A 23,995-nucleotide genomic window follows, 5' to 3' on the forward strand; every position below is an offset into this window, starting at 1 on the left:
GTGCCGTCATGCTGAATCTGGTCGCGCTGGTCGAGTTCTCCGCCGGAGCCGAGGCTGCCGGGCAGCGTTACGAGGACATGGTGCTGGCCCTGCTCGGGCGGCACGGCGGCCGGCTGGAACGGCGGCTGCGCGGCACCGACGGGCGGACCGAGGTCCACCTGATCGGGTTCGACGCCCGAGCCGGGTACGAGGCGTTCCTCGCCGACCCGGAGCGGGCGGCGCTGCGCGCCGGCCTCGGCGAAGCCGCGCCGACCACCCGGGTGATCGAGGTGCACGAGGGCTAGCCGTTGTCGGGATGCGGCTGCGGGGGTACGGCCTCGACGCGCCGGTGGAGCCGTCGACCACGCCAGCGCCGCAACAGCGACAGCACGGGCAGGGCGACCACGAGCGCCACGACGAACCCCACGGCGAGCAGCCAGAACGGCAACGGTCCGTAGTCGGGGCGGCCAGCCTCGCGTACCGCGCCGTCGACCGCGAGGTCGGCGGCGACCGTCAGGTCGGTGATGCCTTCCGGAGTGTGGAAGAGCACCTCCGGCGCGGGTGCGCCCCGGCGCAGCACCACGAGTTCCACCGAGCTCGTGCCGGGCTCGTGATAGGGACCCCAGGAGATGTCGTGGTCCTCCGGCCGGTCGACCGCCTCCGGGCCGGGCACGCCGACCAGCGCGACCGCTTCGTCCGCCGAACGCCAGCCGAGCAGTTGCACGAACGTACGGGAGCGCAGCGGCGGAAAGGCCTGGCCGGCCTGCGGTGTGTCGTCGACGATGGACCGCAGGGCCAGCGTCCAGGTACGCCGGTAGGACGGCACCGGACAGTCCGTGCAGGTGGACCGGCTCAGGACGGCCACCGACCGCCCGTCCGGCAGCCAGGACCCGGCCCCGGCGAGCCGGCCGCCGGCCAGCGGCAGCTTCCGGTACGGCTCGGCGGCACGGTCGGCGCCGGCGTCGGCGACCCGGGTGAGCCAGACCTCGTCGCGAACCTGGAGGGCCAGCTCGCCGCCGTCCGGGGAGAGCGCCGCCGTGCGTCCCGGCGGAATCCAGGCGGTACCCACCGGCACCCGCAGCACGTCCGTCCGAAGCTCCCGGTCGTAGACCCCGACGTACGGGGTGGTGTAGGTGTTCGGCGGGGTGAACGTGGCCTCATCGTCGGCGTACACGAGCCGCTCACCATCCGGCGCGAAGGCGAGCGGGTACCCGTCCGTACGGTCCGGGGTGAACCGTCCGGACGTCAGGTCCAGCAGTGACGCGCCGATCCAGGCGTACCGGCCGTCCGGGGAGAGCAGCGCGTCGAAGCCCGGGACGAGCGGACCGGCGTCCAGCACCCGGTACCGGTCGGCGTCGGCGGCCACCACACCCATTCGGGTCTCGAACCAGTCGGTGCGCACGGCCGGACCGCCGAAGAGCATGGCCGCCGCCCCGGGTGCCGAGTCCCGCACCGTGGCGGTACGCAGCGGCGGGTCGACGAGTCGGGTCGGCAGGCCGGGTGCGTCTGAATACGGGCCAGCAGGCGCCGGCAGGGACACCGGGTGCAACGCGTACCCGGTGCCAAGAAGCAGGACCAGGACGGCGAACGCGCCGGCCACGGCCGCCCGCCGGCGGCGATGCCGGTTGCGGGCCGCGTCGAAGAGCCCTTCCGGTACGGCGGCCGGCGGCACGTCGTCGGCGAGGCGGCGCAGCGCCTCGGAGAGCCGGGCGGTCATCGGGCCACCTCCTGCGGGCTACGGCCGACCAGCTCGGCCAACTCGGGGGCGAGGACACGCAGCCGCCCGAGGGCGTGGCGGGTCTGGCTCTTCACGGTGCCGACCCGACAGCCGAGCAGCACGGCGGTCTCGGTCTCGGTGCGATCCTCGTAGTAGCGCAGGACCAGGACCGCGCGCTGGCGTACGGTCAGCCGGTCCAGCGCCGCCCGCAGCACCAGCCGCAGGTCGGTGTCGTCGCCCGGACCCGTCCGCTCCGGTAGCGCGGCACCCAGCCGCTCCGGCGGCCGGGCCCGCCGCCACCGCCACCAGCTGGCCGCCTGTGTGCAGAGCACCCGACGCAGGTATGCGGCCGGATCGTCGATCCGTTCCCACCGCACCGCCACCCGCGCCAGCGCCACCTGGACCAGATCCTCGGCGTGGTGCCGATCACCGGTCAGCAGGTACGCGAACCGGGTCAGCCCGGCGGTCTCCGCCCGGACGAAGTCGGCGAAGCCGTCCCGGGTGCGGTCCTCAGTCGTCAACGGATCGCCCTCCTCACCCGGACAGACGCTGGGCGGGCCCGCCGCGGAGGGAGCCGGTGCCCACATTTCTCGATCGTCCTGGATCCGCCAGGCGCCGGGCGGTCAGTCGCCCAGCGGAGCGGCGTCGGCGGGGAGCGGGGTTGGCGGCGGCGTGGCTCGGCGGCGACCGGCCCGGGCGCCGCCGAGCACCACCACCGCGACACCGACCAGCAGCAGCGCCATCCCCAGCAGAGCGTACGGGCGGGGCAGCTGATCCAGCCAGACCCAGGCGAGCAGGGCGGCGCCGGGCACCTCCAGCAGGATCAGCACGCTGACCGTGGTCGCCGGGATCCGGTGCAGGGCGTAGTTGAACATCGAGTGGCCGAGCAGTTGGGCGCCGGCCACCAGCGCCAGGATGGCCAGCCAGGTGCGCCCGTCGAAGCCGGTCATCCGCACGCCGCCGAGCAGGCAGACCACCAGCAGGATCAGCGCGCAGATCCCGTAGCAGATGGTGGTGTACGTGGTGGTGCTGATGCTGGCCCGGGCCCGTTCGCCGAAGGCCGTGTAGACGGCCGCGAAGATGCCGCCGGTCACGGCCAGCAGGTCACCGAGGACGGCCCGCCCGGAGATGCCGACGTCCGCGCCGGTGGCGATCACCGCGCCGCCCACCGCCACCGCGATGCCGATCCAGACCACCCGGGGCAGCCGGCGGCCCTGGGCGCGTGCGATCAGCCCCTGCCAGACCGGCTGGGTGGCGACCAGGGCGGTGGCCGTGGCGACCGAGGTGAGCTGCGCGCTCGGCATCCAGGTGGCGAAGTGCGCGGCCAGCGCGACCCCGGAGAGTACGCAGAACAGCCCCTCCCGCCGGCCCACACCCACGGTCAGCCTGCGGAACTCGGCGCGGCGTCGGGCCAGCGAGAAGGGGCTCAGCACGGCCACCGCGAGCAGGTTGCGCCAGAACGCGATGGCCAGCGCTGGAGCGGCGGCGTAGGCGATCAACGGCGCGGACGACGACACGGCAACCACGGCCAGGCCGACGGCGCCGGTGGTCAGCGGATCCAGGGGCGGGCGAGGCGAAGGAGAGGGCACGAGTAGGAATCCTCACACGACCGCGGACACCACGGAACGTCAGCACTCCGTTACGATCACGCAGGTCCGCGCCGGCGACCCCCCGACCGCCCGGAGGCGCTCCCCCATGCCCAGCTACCAGGCTGTGCTGTTCGATTTCTTCGGCACACTGACCCGTTCGGTGCAGCGCGGCGTCGCACATCTCGGCACCGCCGAGCTGCTCGGCTGCCCCACCGACACGCTGACCGAGGTGCTGAACCGCACGTACTACGAGCGGGCCACCGGCCGGCTCGGCAACGCGGAGGCGACCCTGCGTTGGGTGTGCGCCCAGGCCGGCGTACACCCCAGCGACCATGCGGTGCGCGCGGCGGTGGCGTCCCGGCACCGGGCGGTGCGCGCGGACACCCGGCTGCGGGCCGACGCGGTGCCCGTGTTGGCGGCGCTGCGCCAGCGCGGCCTGCACACCGGCGTGATCAGCGACTGTACGCACGAACTGCCGGCCTTCCTGCCGCAGCTCGCGGTCGCCCCGCTGCTCGACGTGCGGGTCTTCTCGGTGCAGGTCGGACAGTGCAAGCCGGACCCGGCGCTGTACCTGACGGCGTGCCAGCGGCTCGGGCTGGCGCCGCAGGACTGCCTGTACGTCGGCGACGGCGGCAGCCAGGAACTGACCGGCGCCGAGCGAGCCGGGATGACCGCGGTCCGGCTCGCCGCGCCCGATCTCGGCGAGCACATGGTGTTCAACGCCGACCGGGAGTGGCGTGGACCGACGCTCGGCACGCTGCGCGAGGTGCTCGACCTCATCGACGCCCAGGTCGTCCGTGCCGGGGCCGGCTGAGGCGCTGGGTCAGCGGCGGCGGACCCGGTGCAGGCGGAACGGCTTGCGGGTGGCCCGTACCGCCGGGCTGTCCCGGGGCGGCTCGGCCTGCGCGTCGGCCGGCAGGTCGGCGCCGGCCAGCGGCTCGCCGGCCGGGGCGAGCCGGTTCACCGCGCAGCCGTCCGCGGCCCACCGGGCCACCAGGTCGGCGGTAGGGCCCGACGCGTTGAGCCGCTTTCCCGCCACCAGCGGTGCGGTGGTGTCCCACGCCTCGGTGCCCGGCTGCACCCGGGTCACCCGGGCCGGCCAGGTGACGATCCGGCCGCCGTGGTCGCCGCGCAGCGTGACCTGTGCATCGGTCGCGTCGGCCAGCCCGGGCGCGGCCTGCTCGCCCGGCCCGCTGACCACGAACAACGCGCCCTCCAGCGGCGCGCACCAGAGCGCGAGCGCCGGACCGCCGGGCACGCTGACCCAGGCCACGGCGGCCTTCTTCATCGCCTCGTCGACCAGCGGCGTGCCACCGGGGGCATCCTCGTTCGTCACACCCGCATTCTCCCGCATGGACACCTCCGCACCGGTCAGCCCACGAAGGGTGGCACGGCGATCTCGCCGCGCGCCACCGGCATCACCTGGCCGGCGACGGTCGCGCCGACCGCCACGCCGTTCGCCGCGGTGACCGTGCAGGACAACGCGGACGGACGGTTCATCTCCACACCCTGGCGCACCGCGTAGCGGGACAGCCCGTCGCCGGGCAGCAGGCCGCTGGCCACCAGCCAGACACCGAGACCGAGCGCCGCCGAGCCGGTCGCCGGGTCCTCCGGTACGCCGAGCCCCGGCACGAAGACCCGGGCGTGCGCGGTTTGCGCGGTGGGGTCCCAGGAGAAGACGCTGACATGCGCCACCCCGTACCGCTCCGCCGCCGCCGGGTTCACCCGCGCCCGGGCCACCGACTCCGGCCGCACCGGCAGGTACGGGAACTCCAGCCCGCAGCCGGCGACCCGTGGTGCGGGCCCGGCGTGGTCGTCCGCGACCAGCCCGGCAATCTCCAGCAGCGGCTCCGGGTCCAACTCGGGGCCGAGCGTGGCGCTGCCACCGGTCAGCGTCGCCCCGGACGCGGTCACCTCGATCGGCAGCACGCCGGCGCCGCACTCCTGGGTGACCTGCCCCACACCGAACATTCCGCGCCGGCTCGCGGTGACCGCCGCGCCGACGCTGGGGTGCCCGGCGAACGGCAACTCCTCGACCGGCGTGAAGATCCGTGCCCGGTAGGTGGCACCGAACTGGGTCGGGGGCAGCACGAACACGGTCTCGGAGAGATTGAACTCCAGCGCGAGCGCCTGCATCTGCTCGGTGGCCAACGCCTCCGCGCCAAACACCACGGCCAGCGGGTTGCCGGCGAAGGGGCGGTCGGTGAAGACGTCCACGATCTCGTAGGCCAAGGTCGACATGTTGATAAACACTAGGCGCTTAGGCTGGTGCCCGTGAGCACGCCGACCCGGGTCTACATCGCCCGTCTCGCCGGAGTCGCCGTCTTCGACCCGAACGGTGACCAGGTGGGCCGGGTCCGCGACGCCGTTGCCCGGCTGCGGGCGACCTCGCGTCCCCCGGAGGTCGTGGGCCTGGTCGCCGAGATGCCGATGCGCCGGCGGATCTTCCTGTCCATCAACCGGATCACGTCCATCGACGCGGACGCCGTCGTGCTCGGCTCCGGCACCCTCAACCTGCGGCGCTTCGAGAAGCGCCCGAACGAGCTGTTGGTGCTCCAGGAGCTGCTGGACCGGCGGGTGCAACTCGAACCGGGCGGCCAGCCCGGCGCGGTGGTGGACGTCGCCATGGAATGTGCCCGGGGCGGCGAGTGGTCGCTCACCCGGGTCGCGGTCCGCGAGCAGACCGGCCGGCTCAGCCGCCGCGGCCACCTGCACCAGGTGGAGTGGGACCGGGTGCGCGGGTTGAGCGGCATCGCCGACAACCGGGGTACGGCGAACCTGCTCGCCGTGCTGGAGGACATGCGCCCGGCAGACCTCGCCAACGCCTTGCAGGACCTGCCCGACGCGCGACGCAACGAGGTCGCGGCGGCCCTGGACGACGAGCGACTCGCCGACGTACTCAGCGAGTTGCCGGAGCACGACCAGGTGGAGATCCTCGCCGCGCTGGACCGGGAACGGGCCGCCGACGTGCTGGAGGAGATGGACCCGGACGACGCCGCGGACCTGCTCAACGAGCTGCCCCCACCGGAGCAGGACGTGCTGCTGGACCTGATGGAGCCGGACGAGGCCGACCCGGTGCGCCAGTTGCTCAAGTACACCCCCGGCACGGCGGGCAGCGTGATGACCTCGGAGCCGGTCATCCTGCCGCCGGACGCCACCGTCGCCGAGGCACTCGCCCGGATCCGGGAGCCGCAGCTCTCCCCCGCCGTCGCCGCCCAGGTCTTCGTGACCCGGGCCCCGCAGAACACCCCGACCGGCCGCTACCTGGGCATGGTGCACTTCCAGGCCTTGCTGCGCGAACCGCCGGCCGACCTGCTGGGCAAGGTGGTGGTCAACGACATCGATCCGTTGCGCCCGACCACCCCGCTGCCGGAGATCACCCGCCGGATGGCCACCTACGACCTGGTCGCCATGCCGGTGATCGACCGGAACAACCGGCTGGTCGGCGCCGTGACGGTGGACGACGTACTGGACCACTCGCTGCCCCGTGACTGGCGGGACCGCGACGCCATTGCCGCAGCGGGCGCCACCGACCCGGTGCTGGACGGCACGGATGGCTGACCAGCGGCGGGCGGAACGGCTCGACCAGCCACGCGAGCCCCGGGGCATCAAGCTGCCCCGGTTCGACGCCGAGGCGTTCGGCCGGTGGTCGGAGGGCATCGCCCGCGGCATGGGCACCGCGAACTTCATCGTCGTCATGACGGTGGTGATCGCGATCTGGTTCGGCTGGAACACGCTCGCCCCGGCCGACCTGCGCTTCGACCCGTACACGTTCACGTTCCTCACCCTGGTGCTGTCGTTGCAGGCCAGCTACGCCGCGCCGTTGATCCTGCTGGCGCAGAACCGGCAGGCGGACCGGGACCGGGTGGCGCTGGAGGAGGACCGGCGGCGGGCCACGGCGCAGAAGGCGGACACCGAGTACCTGGCCCGGGAGATCGCCGCGCTGCGGATCGCACTGGGTGAGGTGGCCACCCGCGACTTCCTCCGCTCCGAGCTGACCCGGCTGGCCGAGGAGTTGGACGAGGCGGGGCAGCGCCGACAGCGGTTGGAGCGCCGCCAGCAGCAGAAGGACAGCCGGCAGGAGAAGCGTGGCCAGCGGCCGACCGACGGCGCGGGGCTGGACGAACCCCGCGACGACCTGGACGGCGACTTCACCTCCGAGGCCCGGCCGGACGGCACCGGGCCACGCCCGCAGGACGGCTGACCGGGGAGCCGAGGCCGGCCATCGATTGGCTCACACCGTTCCCGGCCAACGGCCGTAGCGGATGCCCCGCGACGTAGCATTGCGGGCATGTCAGCACCTGTCAGCACCGTCGAGGACGCGATCCAGGCCGCCCTGGCCACCGTCAACGACCCGGAGATCCGCCGGCCCATCACCGAGCTGGGCATGGTCCGCTCCGCGACGATCGGTGCCAGTGGCGTCGTACGGGTCGAGCTGCTGCTCACCGTCGCCGGCTGTCCGCTCAAGGACAAGCTGCGTACGGACATCACCGCCGCCGTCGCCGCAGTGCCCGGAGTGACCGGTGTGGAGATCGACTTCGGTGTGATGAGCCCGGAGCAGCGGCAGTCGTTGCAGTCGCAGCTACGCGGTGGGGGCGCCAGCGAGGAGCCGGTCATCCCGTTCGCCCAGCCCGGCTCGCGGACCCGCGTGTACGCGGTGGCCAGCGGCAAGGGCGGCGTCGGCAAGTCCAGCGTGACGGTCAACCTGGCTGCGGCGCTGGCCGCCCGCGGGCTCTCCGTGGGCGTGGTCGACGCGGACATCTACGGCCACTCGGTGCCCCGGATGCTCGGCGCGGACGGCCGGCCGACCCGTGTCGAGGACATGATCATGCCGCCGCAGTCGCACGGCGTGAAGGTGATCTCGATCGGCATGTTCACCTCCGGCAACGCCGCCGTGGTGTGGCGCGGCCCGATGCTGCACCGGGCCTTGCAGCAGTTCCTGGCCGACGTCTACTGGGGCGACCTGGACGTGCTCCTGCTCGACCTGCCCCCGGGCACCGGCGACGTGGCCATCTCGCTGGCCCAGTTGCTGCCCAACTCGGAGATCCTGGTGGTCACCACCCCGCAGGCCGCTGCCGCCGAGGTGGCGGAGCGGGCCGGTGCGATCGCTCTGCAGACCCACCAGCGGGTGGTCGGCGTCATCGAGAACATGTCCTGGCTGGAGCTGCCGGACGGCTCCCGGATGGAGATCTTCGGTGCCGGCGGCGGCGCGGCGGTCGCCGAGTCGCTGAGCCGGACCATCGGCGCGCAGGTGCCGCTGCTCGGGCAGATCCCGCTGGACACCCGCGTCCGGGAGGCCGGCGACGCCGGCAACCCGATCGTGCTGGCCGAGCCGGAGTCGCCGGCCGCACAGGCACTCGGCACGATCGCCGACCGGCTCGCGCTGCGCCGTGAGTCGCTGCTCGGCAAGCCGCTCGGCCTCAAGCCCGCCGGGCGCTGAGCGCCCGATCCACCGTTCGCCCGCCGGCCGCTCGGCCGGCGGGTCCGGTCAGGCGCCGGCCCCGGTCAGGGTGACGGGACGATTTGCCGGGCCGGTCAGGTGACGGGTCTATTTGCTCGATCGGTCAGGTGATGGCCCGTTTGCCCGGGTCGGTCAGGTGGCGTCGTCGTAGCTGGCCCGGGGGGCCGGCGTCGACGGGGTGCCGGTGGCCGTGCTGGACCGGGTCCCCTTCGACCGCGGGTCCGCCGCGTTGGCCACGTCCTTCAGCTCGTCGTGCACGCCGCCGACGTCCGCACGCAGGTTGTCGTAGACGCCCTGCAACGGCTTACGGATCGCCGCCTCGTCCTCCTCGCTGAGGAGGTGCTTGCGGATGAAAGCCTTCGGGTGCAGATCCTCGAGCTGGATGTCGGTGCCCAACTCGCGACTCAGGTCGCCGGTGGCGTTGCGGGCCATGTTGCGCAGGTTACGCACGAGCCGCAGGCCATCGGTGATGACTCCGGGCAGCCGGTCACCGAAGATCAACAGCGCCAGGAGCAGCAGCGCACCGATCTCCCACCAGTTCAGGTTGTCGAGCATTCCGCGGGCCTCCTCTCGGCGTCAGCAGCAAGACTACGCACGCCAGACCGCTTTCGGGCAGGGGGTGACCCGCTGTTCACTTCGCGTCCGCGGCGAGGGTGACCGACGCGTTCTGCCGGTCAGCGCCGCGCCGGAACTCGACGGTGACCACCGAGCCGGGCGCGAACTTGCGGACCAGGGCGATCAGGTCCGTCGGCTCGGTCATCGGCCGGCCGTTGAGCTTCGTGATCACATCGCCGACTTTCAGCCCGGCGCCGGCCGCCGGCCCGGAGGGCTCCACGGCGGCCAGCCGTACGCCGCCGCCGGCACCCGCGCCCGGGCCGCCGACCTGGGCGCCGATCACCGTACGCCGGGCCTTGCCGGTGCCGATGATGTCCTGGGTCACCCGCTTGGCCTGGTTGATCGGGATGGCGAAGGCGAGCCCGATGTTGCCGGCCTCCTGCCCCTCGGCGACCAGCGACTTGATGGTGGAGTTCACCCCGACCACCCGCCCGGCGCCGTCGACCAGTGGGCCACCCGAGTTGCCGTGGTTGACCGCCGCGTCGGTCTGGATCGCCGCGTAGTAACGCACCGGACCGCCCGGCTCCCCGGCCTGCATCGTCCGGTCCAGGGCGCTCACGATGCCGGCGGTGACGGTGTTGGCCAGCGAGAGCGGTGAGCCCATGGCGAGCACCGGGTCGCCGACGGCCAGCGCGTCGGAGTCGCCGAACTCCACGGGCCGCAGCCCGGTCCGGCTCACCTTGATCACCGCGATGTCCGACTCCGGGTCCTGACCAACGACGGTCGCCGGCGCGGAGCTGCCGTCGTTGAAGATCACGGAGGCCTTGCCGTTGCTGCCGGCCACCACGTGGTCGTTGGTGATCACATGACCTTCCGCGCTGGCGATGAAGCCGGAGCCCTCACTCGTCCCGACGAGGCTGCTCACCCGCACGGTGACCACGCTGGGCAGGACCCGTTCGGCCACCCCGGCCAGCGACTCCGGCTTGCGCTGGGCCAGCGCGGGCGCCTGCGCCGGTTCGCCGCCGAGAACCGTCCCGCCGGCCGCGCCGCGTACGGCGAACGCGTAGCCCAGCGCGCCGCCGAGGGTGCCGGCCAGCAGCGCGGTGATCACCGGGATGAGCAGCAGGTGGCGCAGTGTCGGACGGCCTGGTGCGTCCGGGTCGGTGACCGGCTCCGGCTCGGTGCCGGCCATCACCACCGCGGGCACCACCACCGCGGCCGGAGCCGCCGGGTCCCGCCACGGATCGGCCAGCGCGTCCGACCACCAGGGCGAGGTGCCGGGTGCGCTCGACGGAGTCGTCGGTGCCGGCCAGGTCGTGGGCGGCCCAGCGATCGGTGCGCCCGCCACGGGCGTTGATCCCACCGGCGGGCTCCCGGCCGCCGGTGGGCCACCAGGCGACACCGCGGGCGTGCTACCGGCCCCCGGCGCGGTCGGCGGCCCCGCCGGCGGGGTCCCTGCCCCGGGCGGGGTTGCCGGAGCCGGAGTCTCACCGCCCCGGCGCCAGTCCCAGCCGTCGGTCACGTAGGTGCCTCCCAGTCCGTCCCCGGATCCCGCGCCGCGTCGCCCGGCCACGGACCGGCGCGGTCGCAGCTGACGGGATACCGCCTCCAGGATTGCACGGATGCGCGCGGTGGAGTCAGCGGTTGCCCCCGGTGATCGCGAGGGACGGAGGCGCGGCTGCGCCCCGCGGCGGTCGCCTCTACGCTCACAGTGCCAACCCGCCCCCGCACCACGCACCGTCCCGGAGGTGCCCCATCGCCACGGTCGCCGGTTCCGGCAGTTCGACGACCCAGGCTCAGCAGTTCGCCGAGTCGTACGTGACCGAGGATCTTGTCCTGCGTACCGCGCGCAGCCTGGCCCACGAGGTGGGCCTCGACGCGGTCACCCCCGGCGCGGGAGCGGCGCTGCGGCTGCTGGCTGCGGCCGGCAACGCCCGGGCGGTGGTGGAGATCGGCACCGGCACCGGGGTGAGCGGGGTCTGGCTGCTGCGCGGCATGCGCGCCGACGGCGTGCTCACCACCATCGACGTGGAGGTGGAGCATCAGCGGATCGCCCGCCGGATCTTCACCGAGGCGGGCTTCGCCGCCGGTCGCACCCGGATCATCACCGGTCGCGCACTGGACGTGCTGCCGCGGCTCGCCGACGGGGCGTACGACCTGGTCTTCGTGGACGCCGAGGCGACCGGCTTCCACGCCTGCGTGGAAGCCGCGCTGCGGCTGCTGCGCCCCGGAGGCGTGCTGGCACTCAACGGCATGCTGGCCGGCGGCCGGATCGGTGACCCGGCCGCCCGGGACGCCGAGACGGTGACGGTCCGCGAGACGATCAAGGCGGTCCGGGAGTCGGAGCACTGGATACCCGCGCTCCTTCCGGTCGGTCACGGGGTGCTCGCGGCGGTGAAGTGCTGACCCCGGTCAGTTGACGTTGGCCAGCCAGCGCAGCAGCGAGCGGACGCCCCAGCCGGTCGCGCCGCGGCTGAGCTCGGCGTGGTCGCCATCCGCCCAGGACGGGGCCGACATGTCCAGGTGCAGCCAGCGGTCCCGCAGCTCGCCGGTGAACTCGCGCAGGTAGAGCGCGGCCACCACCGACCCGGCGCCCTGGGCCGGTGCGCTGTACAGGTCGGCGACCTCGCTGCCCAGGTACTCGACGTAGTCGGTGTGCAGCGGCATCCGCCAGGCCGCCTCGCCAGCCGCCTCGACCGCGGCCAGCACGTCGGCTGCCAGCTGGTCGTTCTCGCTGTACAGGGCGGCGGTGCGCTTGCCCAACGCCACCGCGTTGGCCCCGGTGAGGGTGGCCAGGTCGAGCAGCAGGTCCGGCGCGAGCTGGTCCACCGCGTACGCCAGCGCGTCGGCGAGGACCAGCCGGCCCTCGGCGTCGGAGTTGGTCGTCTCGCTGGTCGTCCCGCCGTAGTGCCGGATGACGTCGCCGGGGCGGAACGCCGAACCGCTGACCATGTTCTCGGCCAGCGGGGCCAGCGTGGTGATCCGGACCGGCAGCCGCAGCGCCGCGGCGCCGAGGGTGGCGGCGACGACCGCCGCCGCGCCGGCCATGTCCTTGCGCATCAGCTTCATCGCCGGCACCGGCTTGATCGAGATGCCGCCGGTGTCGAACGTGATGCCCTTGCCGATCAGCACCACATGGGTACGCGCGTCGGCCGGGTGCCAGTCCAGTTCGACCAGACGCGGGCCGCTGGCGGAGCCGCCGCCCACGGCGAGGATTCCGCCGAAACCCTCGGCGGCCAGCTCGGCCGGACCACGGACCCGCAGGCGCAGGTCGGGCAGGTCGGCCGCAGCGGAGGCCACCTGGTCGGCGAACCACTCCGGGTTCTTCACCGAGGAGGGTGCGTTGGTCAGATCGCGGGCGAGGCGGGTCATCGCGGCGGTGGTCCGGGCCGTGGCGACGGTCGCCTCGTGCGCGGCCGGGTCGGCAAGCAGCAGATCGACGCCGCTGAGTGCGGGCGGATCGCCGGCCTCGGTCAGGCGGAACCGGTACGAGGCGAGCAGCAGCCCCTCGGTCAACCCGCGGACCGCAGCCGGAGTCACGTCGGACGGCAGCGCAATAGTGATATGCGTCTCATCTACGGCGGAGCGGGCCAGAGCCGCACCAGCGGCCCGCCAGGCGGCCTCACCGCCGTCGCCGATGCCGATGAGCAACAGCCGGCCGGGGGAACGCCCGGCGCGTAGCTGGGTGTGGACCTCGCCGGCCCGACCGGTCAGTCGGGCGGCCGGCGCCAGCGCGGTGGCCTCCTCGGCGGTGCCGTCCGGGGGTGCCACAGCGGTGGGCACCGGTACGGCCGGGGCATCGCCATCAGCTGCCTGCTCGGCGGGACGGACGGGTAGAACGAGGACGTCGAGCCGGTCGGGCTCGGCGATCGGGCGGATGGCGAGCACGCGGAACCGTACCTCCAGGAAAGTGTCGCGGAGCGGGACCGGACCCGCCTGTCCGCAGCGATGAAGACCCTGAGCCACCGGCGATACCGGTGGCTCAGGGACCGAGGAACGGCCCGGGCGGCATACACCGCCCGGATCACTCCTCACTCAGCCGGCAGCTGCCTTCAACGCGTCACCGAGCGCGTTGGCCTCGTCGGGAGTCATCTCGACGACGAGCCGGCCACCGCCTTCCAGCGGGACCCGCATAACGATGCCCCGACCCTCCTTGGTGACTTCCAGCGGACCGTCGCCCGTCCGCGGCTTCATCGCCGCCATGTTGTCTCCCCTCAGACCTACACCAGGGTCGGTGGGTTGCCCCACAGCCACTTCTCACGACCACCCGCAACAGTCGCGGGGGTGTCGACCAACGATTTTCCCTGATGAACACCGCCGGACCCAAACCGGAGCAGCATTGATGTAACAGCATCTAGCTTATCTTGAGAAGGCCTGTCACAATGTGCGGTCATGCAGGCACGGTCGGCACTCTTCGACCTGTACGGCGACCACCTCCGACCGAGGGGTGGCCGGGCACCGGTCGCCGCCCTGGTCAAGCTGCTGGCGCCGTTGGGAATCGCGCCGCCGGCCGTTCGCACCGCCGTGTCCCGGATGGTGCGTCAGGGCTGGCTCGACCCGCTCCGGTTGGCGTCCGGACCGGGATATTCGATCACACCGAAAGCTGCCCGACGACTGGACGAAGCGGCAGCCCGGATCTACCGGACCGGCCGGGTCAGCTGGGACGGCCGGTTCGATCTGCTCGTGCTGGAGGCGCCGGGCTCCCGGCGGGACCGCCAGCGACTCGCCGCCAACCTCAGCTTCCTCGGCTACGGCACGCTGGACGAGCAGACCTGGGTGGCCACCCGGCCCGCCGAGGACGTCGACCTGCTGCTCGCTGAGGCCGGTGTCCGGTTCGAGAGGTTCACCGCCTCCCACTTCTCCGGCACCCCGGGCGCGATGGGCGTGGTCCGCCGGGCCTGGAACCTGACCGAGATCGGCCGCGCCTACGAGCGGTTCGTCGGCGACCAGCGCCCGCTGCTCGGCGCGGTCACCGTGCGCAGCACCGACGAGGAGGCGTACGCGGCCCGGTTCCGGCTCGTGCACGCGTGGCGTACGTTCCTGTTCCGGGACCCGCAGCTGCCCCCGGCGCTGCTGCCCGAGCGCTGGCCCGGCACCGCCGCGGCCAGCTTCTTCGACCGGCACGCGGCACGCCTGCGTCCGGCCGCAGACCGGTACGTCGAGCAGTGCCTCGACGCCGGTAACCGCATCGTCCGACAGAAGGGTCGTTAGACACGTGACCGAGCCGTTGCTGGTCGACCGGACCGATGCCGTCGTCACCCTCACGCTGAACCGGCCGCACGCCATGAACGCGCTCGACGTGGCGCTCAAGGAGGCCCTGCGGGACGCCCTGGCCGAGCTGGAGACCGACCGGTCCTGCCGGGCGGTCGTGCTGGCCGGCGCGGGCGGGTCGTTCAGCGCCGGCCAGGACCTGCGCGAGCACGTGGCGACCCTGGAGGGCGGGGCGGGTAACCCGCTGGACACCGTGCGGGCGCACTACAACCCGATCGCCGCCCGGCTGGCCAATCTGCCCAAGCCGGTGGTGGCCGCCGTCCGTGGGATGGCCGCCGGGGCGGGCGCTTCGCTGGCCTTCCTCGCCGACATCCGGATCGGCGGCCCGGCCACGAGCTTCCTGATGGCCTTCGCCAAGGTCGGCCTCGCCGCTGACACCGGCGCTTCCTGGACGCTGCCCCGACTGGTCGGGCACGCCAAGGCGGTGGAGCTGCTGATGCTGGCCGAGCCGGTCCGCGCCAAGGAGGCCTGCCAGCTGGGGCTGCTCAACCGGCTGGTGGACGACGACGAGCAGGTGCTGCCGGCCGCGCAGGAACTGGCCGCCCGGCTCGCCGCCGGCCCGACCGTCGCGTACGGGGCGATCAAGCGGCAGCTCTCCATCGCCGACGCCGGCACCCTCGCCGACGCGCTGGCCGCCGAGGCGCAGGCGCAGGCGATCTGCGGCGCCACGACCGACCACCGGGCGGCCACCATCGCCTTCGTCGGTAAGCAGAAACCGGTCTTCGAGGGACGCTGACGGCTGGGCCTTCTAGTCGTCCTCTTCCGGGTCCTGGTTGGCCTCCTCGCCCAGCACGAACGCCTGCATGGCCAGCTCGTCCCCGGACGGCGAGACGAAGGCGGGCAGCTCACGCGGGCCCAGCTCCTGCACGTACGACCAGAACAGCCGGACCGCCTCGGCCGGCGTGCCGGCCTCGATCGGCAGGTCGAGGCTGACCAGCCAGGTGCGCCGCGCCGGGGGCGGGCCGAGCCGGTCGGCCAGCGCCCGGAAGGCCGCCGGGGCCAGCGCGGTGACCGGCCCGTCGAGCGTCAGCCGGTCGGCCGGCACCGGCTCGTCGAAGGCCCGCCGGGTGTACGCCACGACGAGCGTCCCGGGCTCGACCGGGGACTGGGGGTCGTCCGGGTCTTCCCGGTGCCGCTGGCCTGGGGCGGTGACCCGGCCGAGCGCCACCAGCCGGAGCGGCGCGTCGGCCAGCACCGCCACCCGGTCACCGGGGCTCGGCCGGCCGACGTCGGTCAACCCGGTCAGCTCCAGCGCGTCGTGGTGCACGAGCCGTTCGGCCTCGTACCGTTCGGCGGGCAGCAGCACGGCCCAGGTGCCCGTCCCGTCGGTGTGGCCGGCCTCGCCGGCCCGGTGCGCGGTCTCGGTCGTCATGCCTGCCATCCCATCACGCCGCGAGTGGGAGCGTGACGTGGCAGCCGACGATGTGATCGTCGACCATCCCGGTCGCCTGCATGAGCGCGTACGCGGTGGTCGGGCCGACGAACCGGAAGCCGCGCTTCTTGAGCGCCTTGGCCATCGCGGTCGACTCGGGGGTGATCGCCGCGAGCTCGGCGAACGAGGCGGGACGGGCCGGCCGGGCCGGCGGGGCGAAGGACCAGAGCAGCGCGGAGAGCCCGTCGGGCAGCTCCAGCGCGGCGCGGGCATTGGCGATCGCCGCCTCGATCTTGGCCCGGTTACGGACGATGCCGGCGTCGGCGAGCAGCCGGGTCACGTCGGCGTCGTCGTAGCCGGCGACGGTCGGGATCCGGAACTCGTCGAAGGCCAGCCGGAACGCCGGGCGCTTGCGCAGGATGGTCAGCCAGGACAGACCGGACTGGAACGCCTCGAGGGTCATCCGCTCGTAGAGGGCGTCGTCGCCGCGCAGCGGCCGCCCCCACTCGGTGTCGTGGTAGACGGCGTAGTCGGGGGTGCTCGCCCCCCAGGCGCAGCGGGGCAGCCCGTCGGCGCCGATCACCAGGTCAGTCACCTCGTACACGCTAGGCCATCCGACTGACACGCCATTGCCGCCGGCCGCCGGGCGTGGGTCAGGGCAGTCGGCCCTGCTCGACCAGACGGGCGAACCTCTTCAGCGTCTGGGTGAGGCCGACCTTGGAACCGGGCCAGAGCACCGGCCACGCCAGCTGACCGGCCCGGCCACCCGGAAGGTGGAACCACTCGTGCCAGACCACCTGGGTGCGGTCCCGGTCCATCTGGGTGCAGCGCAGCACGCCCGGGCCACGCAGCAGTTGGCCACAGTGCACCACGCCGATCTCGTACGGCTCGTCGACCCGGACCACCCGCATCTCGTCGCGCAGCACCGCCGGGCCGACCGTGGTCACCGCCTCGATCCGGCTGCCCTCGCGGCCGTCGCCCTCGACCACCCGCACCCGCGTGAACGGGATCCAGTCGGACTGACGGTCCCAGGCGAGCAGCGCGGCGAAGACCCGCTCCGCCGGGGCTTTGACGATCACCGTGGCGGTCACCTCGCCAGCGCCCGGTTGGGCCGCCTCGCGAAGATCGTCGGCGCCCTCCGGGCCGGTCACGCGCTCTCCGACCGCACCACCGCGCCGTGCTGTCCGTTGCCGCCGGCCGGCTCGCCGACGATCGGCGCCACGCCGTCGGAGTCTGCCGGAGAGGAGGTGGCATCGGGCAGCGAACCAGTGCCGGCCGACCCGGCCGCGGCCGTGGTCGGCTCGCCGTTGGCCGGTGCCACGCCGTCGGAGTCCGCTGGGGAAGAGGTGGCGTCGGGCAGCGAACCAGTGCCGGCCGCGCCCGGCCCAGCCACCGCGCCCTCGTCGGTCGCCGCGCCAGCCGACTGCTCACGGGCCTGGCGCAGCGCGTCCGCGTCGGTGGTGCGTCCCTCGCGCAACGCGATGACCTCCGCCTCCAGCACGCCGATCAGCTCGGCCTTGTAGCCGATGTCGTAGGCGGCGCGACGCATCGCCTGATCGACCTGGGCCATCCGGTACCCGCGCAGCGCGGTATCGAAACGGACCGAGCCCACATCGGATTCGCGCAATGGCCGGGTGCCCGGCAGGGGCACGGCCTGCGAATCCGGCTCGGCCGGCGCCAGGCCGGGATCACGGCCGCTGACCAGCACCGTCACGCCGAAAACCACCGCTGCGACGGTCAACGCCACGACCAGGAGGAGCAGAAGCTGACCCATGCACTGATCGTGGCACGGCGACCGGCCGGGAGCGACCCCACCACCCCGATCACGATCGGCGTCGACGCCCGACCGGCATGGCGGTCGGCTGACCGGCTAGCGTCGGACCCGCCGGCGCTAGCGGCGACGGTGCGGATTCTCAGGAGGCGGGCATGGCCGGGGCGCTTCGGCTGGGTGGGCGGACGTTCGCCCCCGGTGAGCTGGTAGTGATGGCGATCGTCAACCGCACGCCGGACTCGTTCTTCGACCGGGGCGCCACCTTCGCCGCCGACAGCGCGCTGCGGGCGGTCGAGCGGGCGGTCGAGGAGGGCGCGGAGATCATCGACATCGGCGGGGTGAAGGCCGGGCCGGGCGCCGAGGTGGACGCCACCGAGGAGATCCGCCGCACGGTCGACACCATCGCCGCCGTGCGGGCCGCCTTCCCGGACGTGGTGATCTCCATCGACACCTGGCGTGCCGAGGTGGCGGTGGAGGCCGTGGCAGCCGGTGCCGACCTGCTCAACGACACCTGGTCGGGTGCCGACCCGGCGCTGGCCCGGGTAGCCGCGCAGACCGGCGCCGGCCTGGTCTGCTCACACGCGGGCGGGCTGGTTCCGCGGACCCGACCGCACCGGGCCGCCTTCGACGATGTGGTCGCCGACGTGGTCGCGACGGTCACCGGGCTCGCCGAGCGCGCGGTGGCGGCGGGGGTACGCCCCGACGGGATCCTCGTCGACCCGGCACATGACTTCGGCAAGAACACGCGGCACTCCCTGGAGATCACCCGCCGGCTGGACGAGCTGTCCGGGACCGGCTGGCCGCTGCTGGTGGCGCTGTCCAACAAGGACTTCATCGGCGAGACGCTGGACCTGCCGGTGGCCGAGCGGCTGGAGGGGACGCTCGCCGCGACCGCCATCTCCGCCTGGCTGGGTGCCCAGGTGTTCCGCGCACACCAGGTCGGGCCCACCCGCCGGGTGCTGGACATGGTGGCCTCGATCCGCGGTGACCGACCGCCCGCGGTGACCCGCCGGGGCCTGGCCTGACCGGTCGTCGCGACAACGGGCCGCGAACGGCCGGGCGGACCGACACGATCGCCGGAGGCCGCGGCGGTCAGGTCCAGCGCAGGATGTTCCTACGCCAGGCATAGAGGATGCCGAGCGCGAGCACCGCCACGAACACCGCCATCTCCACCACCGTGACCAGGCCGAAGCCCGGCCGGTCGAAGACCACCGCCCAGGGGAAGAGGAACACCGCCTCGACCGCGAACAGGACGTACAGGTAGGCGTAGACGTAGTAGCGGATCTGCATCTGCGCCCAGTCCGCGCCGACCGGGTCGAGCCCGCACTCGTAGCTGGTCCGCTTACCGACCGGATTGGCCGGACGGGCGGGACGTAACACCCGGTTGGCAGAGAACGCAGTGACGAAGAACAGGACGCTGGCGAGCAGCAAGAGCCCGAGCGTCGCGTACGAGCCCAGGTAACCGGTCACGACGGGAGCCTACCGCCCGCCCCGAACGGCCGTCCCAAACACGTTACGGATTTGTTTCCAGATGGGACTAGTGCACTGGGGCAACTGTGACCGAATACTGGAACCCTCACCCATGTCACCGGAGGACAGATGGCCCGCCTGAACTTACCGCCCGGTGGCCGGGCGGCGGGTCGGCGTTCCACGCCCCTGCTGCCGACATCGCTCGCGCTCGGCCTGCTCGCGGCACTCGCCGTGGGGCCGACCTGGGCCGGCGCGGCGGTGCCGGAGGCCAACCCGATCGCGGTGATGACCGACCCGGCGACGGAACCTGAGCCGGGCCCCGGGACAACCCCGACGGATGAGCCCACCCCGACCGAGGGACCGGGCGACGATCCCGTGCCGACCGACCCGGCCCCGGAGACCACCGCGCCGCCGCCGGAGACGACGCCACCGGCCCCGGAGACCACCGCGCCGGACGTGCCGCCGCCACCGACCACCACCGCACCCGCGCCGGGCAGCACCACCCGGCCTCCCACGCCCCGGCCGCCGGCGCCCACCGTGCCGCCGGTCCGCCCGTCGGCGCCCGGCCCGGACGCCCCGCCGCCGAACCCGCTCGGCGTGCAGGTCACCACCGAGGACGTCACCGTCACCGGGACGTACTGGAACGCGGCCAGCACGGTCACCACGCTCCGGGTCACGGTGACCAATACAGGCACCGCCGCCCAGCGGATCCGGCTCTCGTACACCCTGCCCGCCGGCCTGACCGATGCCGGGACGAGGGGATGCGCCACCACCGGCGGCGGCGCGTACCGGTGCGGGGCCTGGACGGCCATGGCGGGCGCCCGGTTCAGCAGCCTGCTCCGGCTGCGGGTGGCCGGCAACGCCTGGCGCCAGATGCCGCTCAGCGGGTCCGTGCAGGTCGCCGCGGACGCGCCGGGAGTGGCCGGCGAGGCGACCGACGACCAGGGCTTCGCGGTGCTCTTCCCGCCCGGCCCGCCGGTCTCCGGGATCTCGCTGGCCGCCGACGAGGTGGCCTTCGACATCAGCGGCGCCCCGAGCACCCTCGCGGTCCGGCTGGGCAACACCGGCAGGGCGGACGCCGCAGGCCGGGTCGAGGTGGTCCTGCCGGCAGGGGTGAGCGTGCCGACCCCGCCGGCTGGCTGCGTGGCGGTCGACCTGACCCGCACCCGCTGCGACGTCGGCTCGGTACCGGCGGGCAGGACCGTCGAGTTGCTGCTCCCGGTGGAGGCGACGCCGCAGGCCCAGCGGGAAGCGCCGCTGTCCGGTGCGGTGATCGGCCAGCTCGACCCGCGCAGTGGCCCGACCCGACAGGTGCAGATGAGCTTCCGGATCACCGCGGCGGCCGCGCTGGCCACCCCGGTGGTCTCACCCCCCGCGCCGACCGGCTCTCAGGGCGTACTCGGCGGCGGCGGGACCGCCGACGACGGCCCGATGACCTCGGTACGGCGCACTGCGGTCATCCTGATCGCGGTCTCCGCGCTGCTGGTGGTGCTGGCCCTGGCGCTGGCCACCATCTCGCTGCGTCGCCGGCTCACCGACCGGGCACCCAACCGGCCCACCACCGCCACCGACTGAGCAGCGACACCTGGGCCCGCCGGCCGATCGGGGTCGCCGGCGCGACGTCGACGGTGATCTGGATTACGGCGGGCCGGGCGAAACGTCGCAAAACCGGGTAATTCTCGGCCCGATCCGGTCCCAGTCGGCGGACCTCTGGGGAGGGTCGGGGGTCCGTTCGACGTAGGCTCTCAGGTGAGGAACGACAGCGGACCGGACCAGCCTGGGGCGGTGCGTTGCAGCGTTGCGTCAAGGAGGTTCCGTGGCCGGGCAAGGCGAGGTCACCATCATGTTCAGCCGCCCGCGCGACCGCGCGCAGCGAAGCGAGGTGCAGGCGTGACCAAGCAGATCCGTCAACTCGACCGGGTGGTCATCCGGTTCGCCGGTGACTCCGGCGATGGCATGCAGTTGACCGGCGACCGGTTCACCTCGGAGACGGCACAGCTCGGCAACGACATCTCCACGCTGCCCAACTTCCCCGCCGAGATCCGGGCTCCCGCCGGCACCCTGCCCGGCGTGTCGAGCTTCCAGGTGCACTTCGCCGACTACGACATCCTCACCCCGGGCGACGCGCCCAACGTGCTGGTGGCGATGAACCCCGCGGCGCTCAAGGCCAACCTGGCCGACCTGCCGCGCGGCGCGGACATCATCGTCAACACCGACGAGTTCACCAGGCGCAACCTGGCCAAGGTCGGCTACCAGACCAGCCCGCTCGACGACGAGTCGCTGGCCGGCTACGTCGTGCACCCGGTGGCGCTGACCTCGATGACGGTCGGCGCGCTCGCCGCCCACGAGGTGTCCAAGAAGGACGCCGAGCGGTCGAAGAACATGTTCGCCCTCGGCCTGCTCTCCTGGATGTACTCCCGGCCGTACGAGTCGACGCTGCGCTTCCTGGAGCGTAAGTTCGCGGCCCGCCCGGAGTTGGTCGCGGCGAACGTGGCCGCGTTCAAGGCCGGCTGGAACTTCGGCGAGACCACCGAGGACTTCGCGGTCCGCTACGAGGTCAAGCCGGCGAAGATGAAGCCGGGCACCTACCGCAACATCACCGGCAACGCCGCACTCTCGCTGGGTCTGGTCGCTGCCGGAGTCCGCTCCGGGCTGCCGGTCTTCCTCGGCGCGTACCCGATCACGCCGGCCTCGGACATCCTGCACGAGCTGAGCAAGCACAAGCGCTTCGGCGTGCTCACCATGCAGGCGGAGGACGAGATCGCCGCGGTCGGCGCCGCACTGGGCGCGTCGTACGGCGGGTCGCTCGGGGTGACCACCACCAGCGGCCCCGGCGTGGCGCTCAAGAGCGAGACGATCTCGCTCGCGGTGGCGCTGGAGCTGCCGCTGGTGATCGTGGACGTGCAGCGCGCCGGCCCGTCGACCGGCATGCCGACCAAGACCGAGCAGGCCGACCTCAACATCGCGCTCTACGGCCGGCACGGCGAGGCGCCGATCGCGGTGATCGCGCCCAGATCGCCGTCGGACTGCTTCTTCGCCGCGCTGGAGGCCGCCCGGATCGCGCTGACCTACCGCACCCCGGTGATCCTCCTGTCGGACAACTACGTCGCCAACGGCTCGGAGCCGTGGCTGCTGCCCGACGTCGAGTCACTCCCCGACCTGCGGGTGGAGTTCGCCACCAAGCCCAACGGCGAGGACGGCACCACCTTCCTGCCGTACCTGCGCGACCCGGAGACCCTGGCCCGGCCGTGGGCGATCCCGGGCACCGCAGGGCTGGAGCACCGGATCGGCGGGCTGGAGAAGGCCGACAAGACCGGGGACATCTCCTACGATCCGGCCAACCACGACTTCATGGTGCGTACGAGGGCAGCCCGGATCGAGACCATCCCGGTGCCGGACATCGAGGTGGAGGACCCGGACGGCGACGCACGGGTGCTGGTGCTCGGCTGGGGCTCGACGTACGGGCCGATCGGCGCGGCCTGCCGTGGGCTGCGCCAGCGGGGCCTGTCCGTCGCCCAGGCGCACCTGCGGCACCTGGCGCCGATGCCGGCCAACCTCGGCGAGGTGCTGCGCTCCTACGACCGCGTGGTCATTCCGGAGATGAACCTGGGCCAGCTGGCGCACGTCATCCGGGCCCGCTACCTGGTCGACGCGATCAGCTACAACCAGGTCCGCGGCCTGCCGTTCACGTCCGCCGAGCTGGAGACGACGCTGGAAGAGGTGCTGAAGAATGTCTGAGTCCGTCGCGCTCAAGCTCACCGCCAAGGACTTCAAGTCCGACCAGGAAGTGCGCTGGTGCCCTGGCTGCGGCGACTACGCCATCCTGGCGGCGATCCAGCAGTTCATGCCGGAGCTGAACATCCCCCGGGAACGGACTGTCTTCGTCTCCGGGATCGGCTGCTCGTCCCGCTTCCCGTACTACATGAACACGTACGGGATGCACTCGATCCACGGCCGCGCCCCGGCGATCGCCACCGGCCTGTCGGTGTCCCGGCCGGACCTCTCGGTCTGGGTGGTCACCGGTGACGGTGACGCGCTCTCCATCGGCGGCAACCACCTGATCCACGCGCTGCGGCGGAACGTCAACCTCAAGATCCTGCTGTTCAACAACCGGATCTACGGGCTGACCAAGGGGCAGTATTCGCCGACCTCCGAGGTCGGGAAGATCACCAAGTCCACTCCGTCCGGCTCGGCGGACGCCCCGTTCAACCCGCTCTCCCTCGCCCTCGGCGCGGAGGCCAGCTTCGTCGGCCGGACCATCGACTCCGACCGCAAGCACCTGCAGTCGGTGCTGCGGGCCGCCGCCGAGCACGAGGGCTCGGCGTTCGTGGAGATCTACCAGAACTGCAACATCTTCAACGATGGGGCGTTCGACCAGCTCAAGGACCCGTCCACCCGGGACGACTACCTGATTCGCCTGGAGCACGGGCAGCCGATCACCTTCGGCGCCGACGGGCGGTTCTGCGTCGTACACCCGCCGGGCGGGTTCGGCCTGGAGGTCCGGGACACCAGCTCGGTCCGCCCGGAGGAAATCGTCGTGCACGACGCGACGGTGGCCGACCCGGCGTACGCCTTCGCGCTGTCCCGGCTGCCCGGCCTGGACCTGCGCAACACCCCGATCGGGGTGTTCCGCAACGTGGACCGGCCGTCCTACGACAGCGTGGTGCAGAGCCAGCTCGCCGCCGCCAAGGCGAAGGTCACCGAGACCCCCGAGCAGCAACTCGCCGGCCTGCTGGGCAGCGGCGACACCTGGACGATCCTCTGACCCGTACGACCTGACGAGAGAGCGGCCGTCCCCGGGTGGGGGCGG

Annotated in this window: 26 protein-coding genes; 12 read left to right on the forward strand and 14 right to left on the reverse strand. The window is 73.2% G+C overall.

All coding sequences use genetic code 11. The features are described 5' to 3' along the window. Window positions 1-8: 8 nt before the first annotated feature. The gene (locus OG990_RS26150; RefSeq protein WP_328423203.1) at window positions 9-284 is read left to right on the forward strand and encodes a hypothetical protein; all 276 of its coding nucleotides are present in this window, start codon (window positions 9-11) and stop codon (window positions 282-284) included. Here the strand turns inward: OG990_RS26150 and OG990_RS26155 are convergent. The 3 genes from OG990_RS26155 to OG990_RS26165 all read right to left on the reverse strand — a co-directional run bounded on the left by OG990_RS26155 (window position 281) and on the right by OG990_RS26165 (window position 3,285). Beyond that, on the reverse strand, window positions 281-1,696 hold the full coding sequence (locus OG990_RS26155; RefSeq protein ID WP_406077471.1) for a hypothetical protein: 1,416 nt from the start codon (window positions 1,694-1,696) through the stop codon (window positions 281-283). The two genes, OG990_RS26150 and OG990_RS26155, sit on opposite strands and share 4 nt — an antisense overlap. Continuing rightward, window positions 1,693-2,217 carry a SigE family RNA polymerase sigma factor gene (locus OG990_RS26160; protein ID WP_355602251.1) on the reverse strand — a complete coding sequence of 175 codons (525 nt, stop codon included), beginning with the start codon at window positions 2,215-2,217 and terminating at the stop codon, window positions 1,693-1,695. The genes OG990_RS26155 and OG990_RS26160 overlap by 4 nt, the downstream gene beginning before the upstream one ends. A gap of 102 nt (window positions 2,218-2,319) precedes the next feature. Next, the gene (locus tag OG990_RS26165; RefSeq protein ID WP_406077472.1) at window positions 2,320-3,285 is read right to left on the reverse strand and encodes a DMT family transporter; all 966 of its coding nucleotides are present in this window, start codon (window positions 3,283-3,285) and stop codon (window positions 2,320-2,322) included. Window positions 3,286-3,391: 106 nt separating this feature from the next. On the opposite strand from OG990_RS26165, the gene OG990_RS26170 reads away from it, so the two are divergent. After that, the gene (locus OG990_RS26170) at window positions 3,392-4,099 is read left to right on the forward strand and encodes an HAD family hydrolase (protein WP_406077473.1); all 708 of its coding nucleotides are present in this window, start codon (window positions 3,392-3,394) and stop codon (window positions 4,097-4,099) included. A 9-nt stretch (window positions 4,100-4,108) separates the two neighbouring features. Here OG990_RS26170 and OG990_RS26175 read toward each other — a convergent pair whose 3' ends face one another. Next, the gene (locus OG990_RS26175) at window positions 4,109-4,639 is read right to left on the reverse strand and encodes a hypothetical protein (RefSeq protein WP_406077474.1); all 531 of its coding nucleotides are present in this window, start codon (window positions 4,637-4,639) and stop codon (window positions 4,109-4,111) included. A 17-nt stretch (window positions 4,640-4,656) separates the two neighbouring features. Continuing rightward, on the reverse strand, window positions 4,657-5,526 hold the full coding sequence (locus OG990_RS26180; RefSeq protein ID WP_328423191.1) for a PhzF family phenazine biosynthesis protein: 870 nt from the start codon (window positions 5,524-5,526) through the stop codon (window positions 4,657-4,659). A 33-nt stretch (window positions 5,527-5,559) separates the two neighbouring features. On the opposite strand from OG990_RS26180, the gene OG990_RS26185 reads away from it, so the two are divergent. The 3 genes from OG990_RS26185 (at window position 5,560) to OG990_RS26195 (ending at window position 8,725) form a co-directional block, all read left to right on the forward strand. After that, the gene (locus OG990_RS26185; protein WP_386985350.1) at window positions 5,560-6,846 is read left to right on the forward strand and encodes a magnesium transporter MgtE N-terminal domain-containing protein; all 1,287 of its coding nucleotides are present in this window, start codon (window positions 5,560-5,562) and stop codon (window positions 6,844-6,846) included. Continuing rightward, entirely contained in the window at window positions 6,839-7,489 is a 651-nt protein-coding gene (locus OG990_RS26190; protein WP_386985352.1) for a DUF1003 domain-containing protein, read from the forward strand. The genes OG990_RS26185 and OG990_RS26190 overlap by 8 nt, the downstream gene beginning before the upstream one ends. Before the next feature lie 87 nt (window positions 7,490-7,576). Continuing rightward, on the forward strand, window positions 7,577-8,725 hold the full coding sequence (locus OG990_RS26195) for an Mrp/NBP35 family ATP-binding protein (RefSeq protein WP_109819779.1): 1,149 nt from the start codon (window positions 7,577-7,579) through the stop codon (window positions 8,723-8,725). Between the two features lie 153 nt (window positions 8,726-8,878). Here OG990_RS26195 and OG990_RS26200 read toward each other — a convergent pair whose 3' ends face one another. Continuing rightward, complete coding sequence (locus tag OG990_RS26200) at window positions 8,879-9,301, reverse strand: preprotein translocase subunit TatB (RefSeq protein WP_355602237.1); 423 nt, start codon at window positions 9,299-9,301, stop codon at window positions 8,879-8,881. A gap of 76 nt (window positions 9,302-9,377) precedes the next feature. Further along, window positions 9,378-10,838: a S1C family serine protease gene (locus OG990_RS26205; protein WP_386986682.1), complete on the reverse strand. Its 1,461-nt coding sequence runs from the start codon at window positions 10,836-10,838 to the stop codon at window positions 9,378-9,380. A 281-nt stretch (window positions 10,839-11,119) separates the two neighbouring features. On the opposite strand from OG990_RS26205, the gene OG990_RS26210 reads away from it, so the two are divergent. Further along, on the forward strand, window positions 11,120-11,707 hold the full coding sequence (locus tag OG990_RS26210; protein ID WP_328423181.1) for an O-methyltransferase: 588 nt from the start codon (window positions 11,120-11,122) through the stop codon (window positions 11,705-11,707). 6 nt (window positions 11,708-11,713) lie between these two features. Here the strand turns inward: OG990_RS26210 and OG990_RS26215 are convergent, their stop codons facing one another. Continuing rightward, window positions 11,714-13,189 (reverse strand): leucyl aminopeptidase family protein, encoded by a 1,476-nt coding sequence (locus OG990_RS26215; RefSeq protein WP_406077475.1) that lies wholly within the window; start codon window positions 13,187-13,189, stop codon window positions 11,714-11,716. A gap of 147 nt (window positions 13,190-13,336) precedes the next feature. After that, window positions 13,337-13,504: a DUF3117 domain-containing protein gene (locus OG990_RS26220; RefSeq protein WP_007455245.1), complete on the reverse strand. Its 168-nt coding sequence runs from the start codon at window positions 13,502-13,504 to the stop codon at window positions 13,337-13,339. Window positions 13,505-13,693: 189 nt separating this feature from the next. Between OG990_RS26220 and OG990_RS26225 the strand changes: the two genes are divergently transcribed. Beyond that, window positions 13,694-14,512, forward strand: a complete 819-nt coding sequence (locus OG990_RS26225) for a PaaX family transcriptional regulator C-terminal domain-containing protein (RefSeq protein ID WP_328423177.1) — start codon at window positions 13,694-13,696, stop codon at window positions 14,510-14,512. A 4-nt stretch (window positions 14,513-14,516) separates the two neighbouring features. Next, window positions 14,517-15,308 (forward strand): enoyl-CoA hydratase-related protein, encoded by a 792-nt coding sequence (locus OG990_RS26230; RefSeq protein WP_328423175.1) that lies wholly within the window; start codon window positions 14,517-14,519, stop codon window positions 15,306-15,308. Window positions 15,309-15,320: 12 nt separating this feature from the next. On the opposite strand, the gene OG990_RS26235 is transcribed toward OG990_RS26230, so the two are convergent. The 4 genes from OG990_RS26235 to OG990_RS26250 are packed head-to-tail and all read right to left on the reverse strand — an operon-like array spanning window position 15,321 to window position 17,718. After that, window positions 15,321-15,944, reverse strand: a complete 624-nt coding sequence (locus OG990_RS26235; RefSeq protein WP_386985357.1) for a hypothetical protein — start codon at window positions 15,942-15,944, stop codon at window positions 15,321-15,323. A 13-nt stretch (window positions 15,945-15,957) separates the two neighbouring features. Next, window positions 15,958-16,539 (reverse strand): DNA-3-methyladenine glycosylase I, encoded by a 582-nt coding sequence (locus OG990_RS26240; protein WP_328423171.1) that lies wholly within the window; start codon window positions 16,537-16,539, stop codon window positions 15,958-15,960. Between the two features lie 58 nt (window positions 16,540-16,597). Then, window positions 16,598-17,095, reverse strand: coding sequence for an SRPBCC family protein (locus OG990_RS26245; protein WP_328423169.1), 498 nt, complete (start codon window positions 17,093-17,095; stop codon window positions 16,598-16,600). Further along, window positions 17,092-17,718 (reverse strand): DivIVA domain-containing protein, encoded by a 627-nt coding sequence (locus OG990_RS26250; protein ID WP_406077476.1) that lies wholly within the window; start codon window positions 17,716-17,718, stop codon window positions 17,092-17,094. The genes OG990_RS26245 and OG990_RS26250 overlap by 4 nt, the downstream gene beginning before the upstream one ends. 152 nt (window positions 17,719-17,870) lie before the next feature. Between OG990_RS26250 and folP the strand changes: the two genes are divergently transcribed. Then, entirely contained in the window at window positions 17,871-18,740 is an 870-nt protein-coding gene (gene folP, locus OG990_RS26255; protein ID WP_355602225.1) for a dihydropteroate synthase, read from the forward strand. A gap of 67 nt (window positions 18,741-18,807) precedes the next feature. Here folP and ndhC read toward each other — a convergent pair whose 3' ends face one another. Continuing rightward, window positions 18,808-19,185, reverse strand: coding sequence for an NADH-quinone oxidoreductase subunit A (ndhC, locus tag OG990_RS26260; RefSeq protein WP_328423163.1), 378 nt, complete (start codon window positions 19,183-19,185; stop codon window positions 18,808-18,810). A 129-nt stretch (window positions 19,186-19,314) separates the two neighbouring features. Here ndhC and OG990_RS26265 point away from each other — a divergent pair, with 129 nt between their 5' ends. The 3 genes from OG990_RS26265 (at window position 19,315) to OG990_RS26275 (ending at window position 23,950) form a co-directional block, all read left to right on the forward strand. Beyond that, window positions 19,315-20,760 (forward strand): hypothetical protein, encoded by a 1,446-nt coding sequence (locus OG990_RS26265; protein WP_406077477.1) that lies wholly within the window; start codon window positions 19,315-19,317, stop codon window positions 20,758-20,760. Window positions 20,761-21,075: 315 nt separating this feature from the next. After that, window positions 21,076-22,923: a 2-oxoacid:acceptor oxidoreductase subunit alpha gene (locus OG990_RS26270; RefSeq protein ID WP_328423159.1), complete on the forward strand. Its 1,848-nt coding sequence runs from the start codon at window positions 21,076-21,078 to the stop codon at window positions 22,921-22,923. After that, complete coding sequence (locus OG990_RS26275) at window positions 22,916-23,950, forward strand: 2-oxoacid:ferredoxin oxidoreductase subunit beta (protein ID WP_406077479.1); 1,035 nt, start codon at window positions 22,916-22,918, stop codon at window positions 23,948-23,950. The genes OG990_RS26270 and OG990_RS26275 overlap by 8 nt, the downstream gene beginning before the upstream one ends. Window positions 23,951-23,995: the final 45 nt, after the last annotated feature.

This window comes from Micromonospora sp. NBC_00858 (assembly GCF_045207365.1).
GTDB lineage: Bacteria > Actinomycetota > Actinomycetes > Mycobacteriales > Micromonosporaceae > Micromonospora.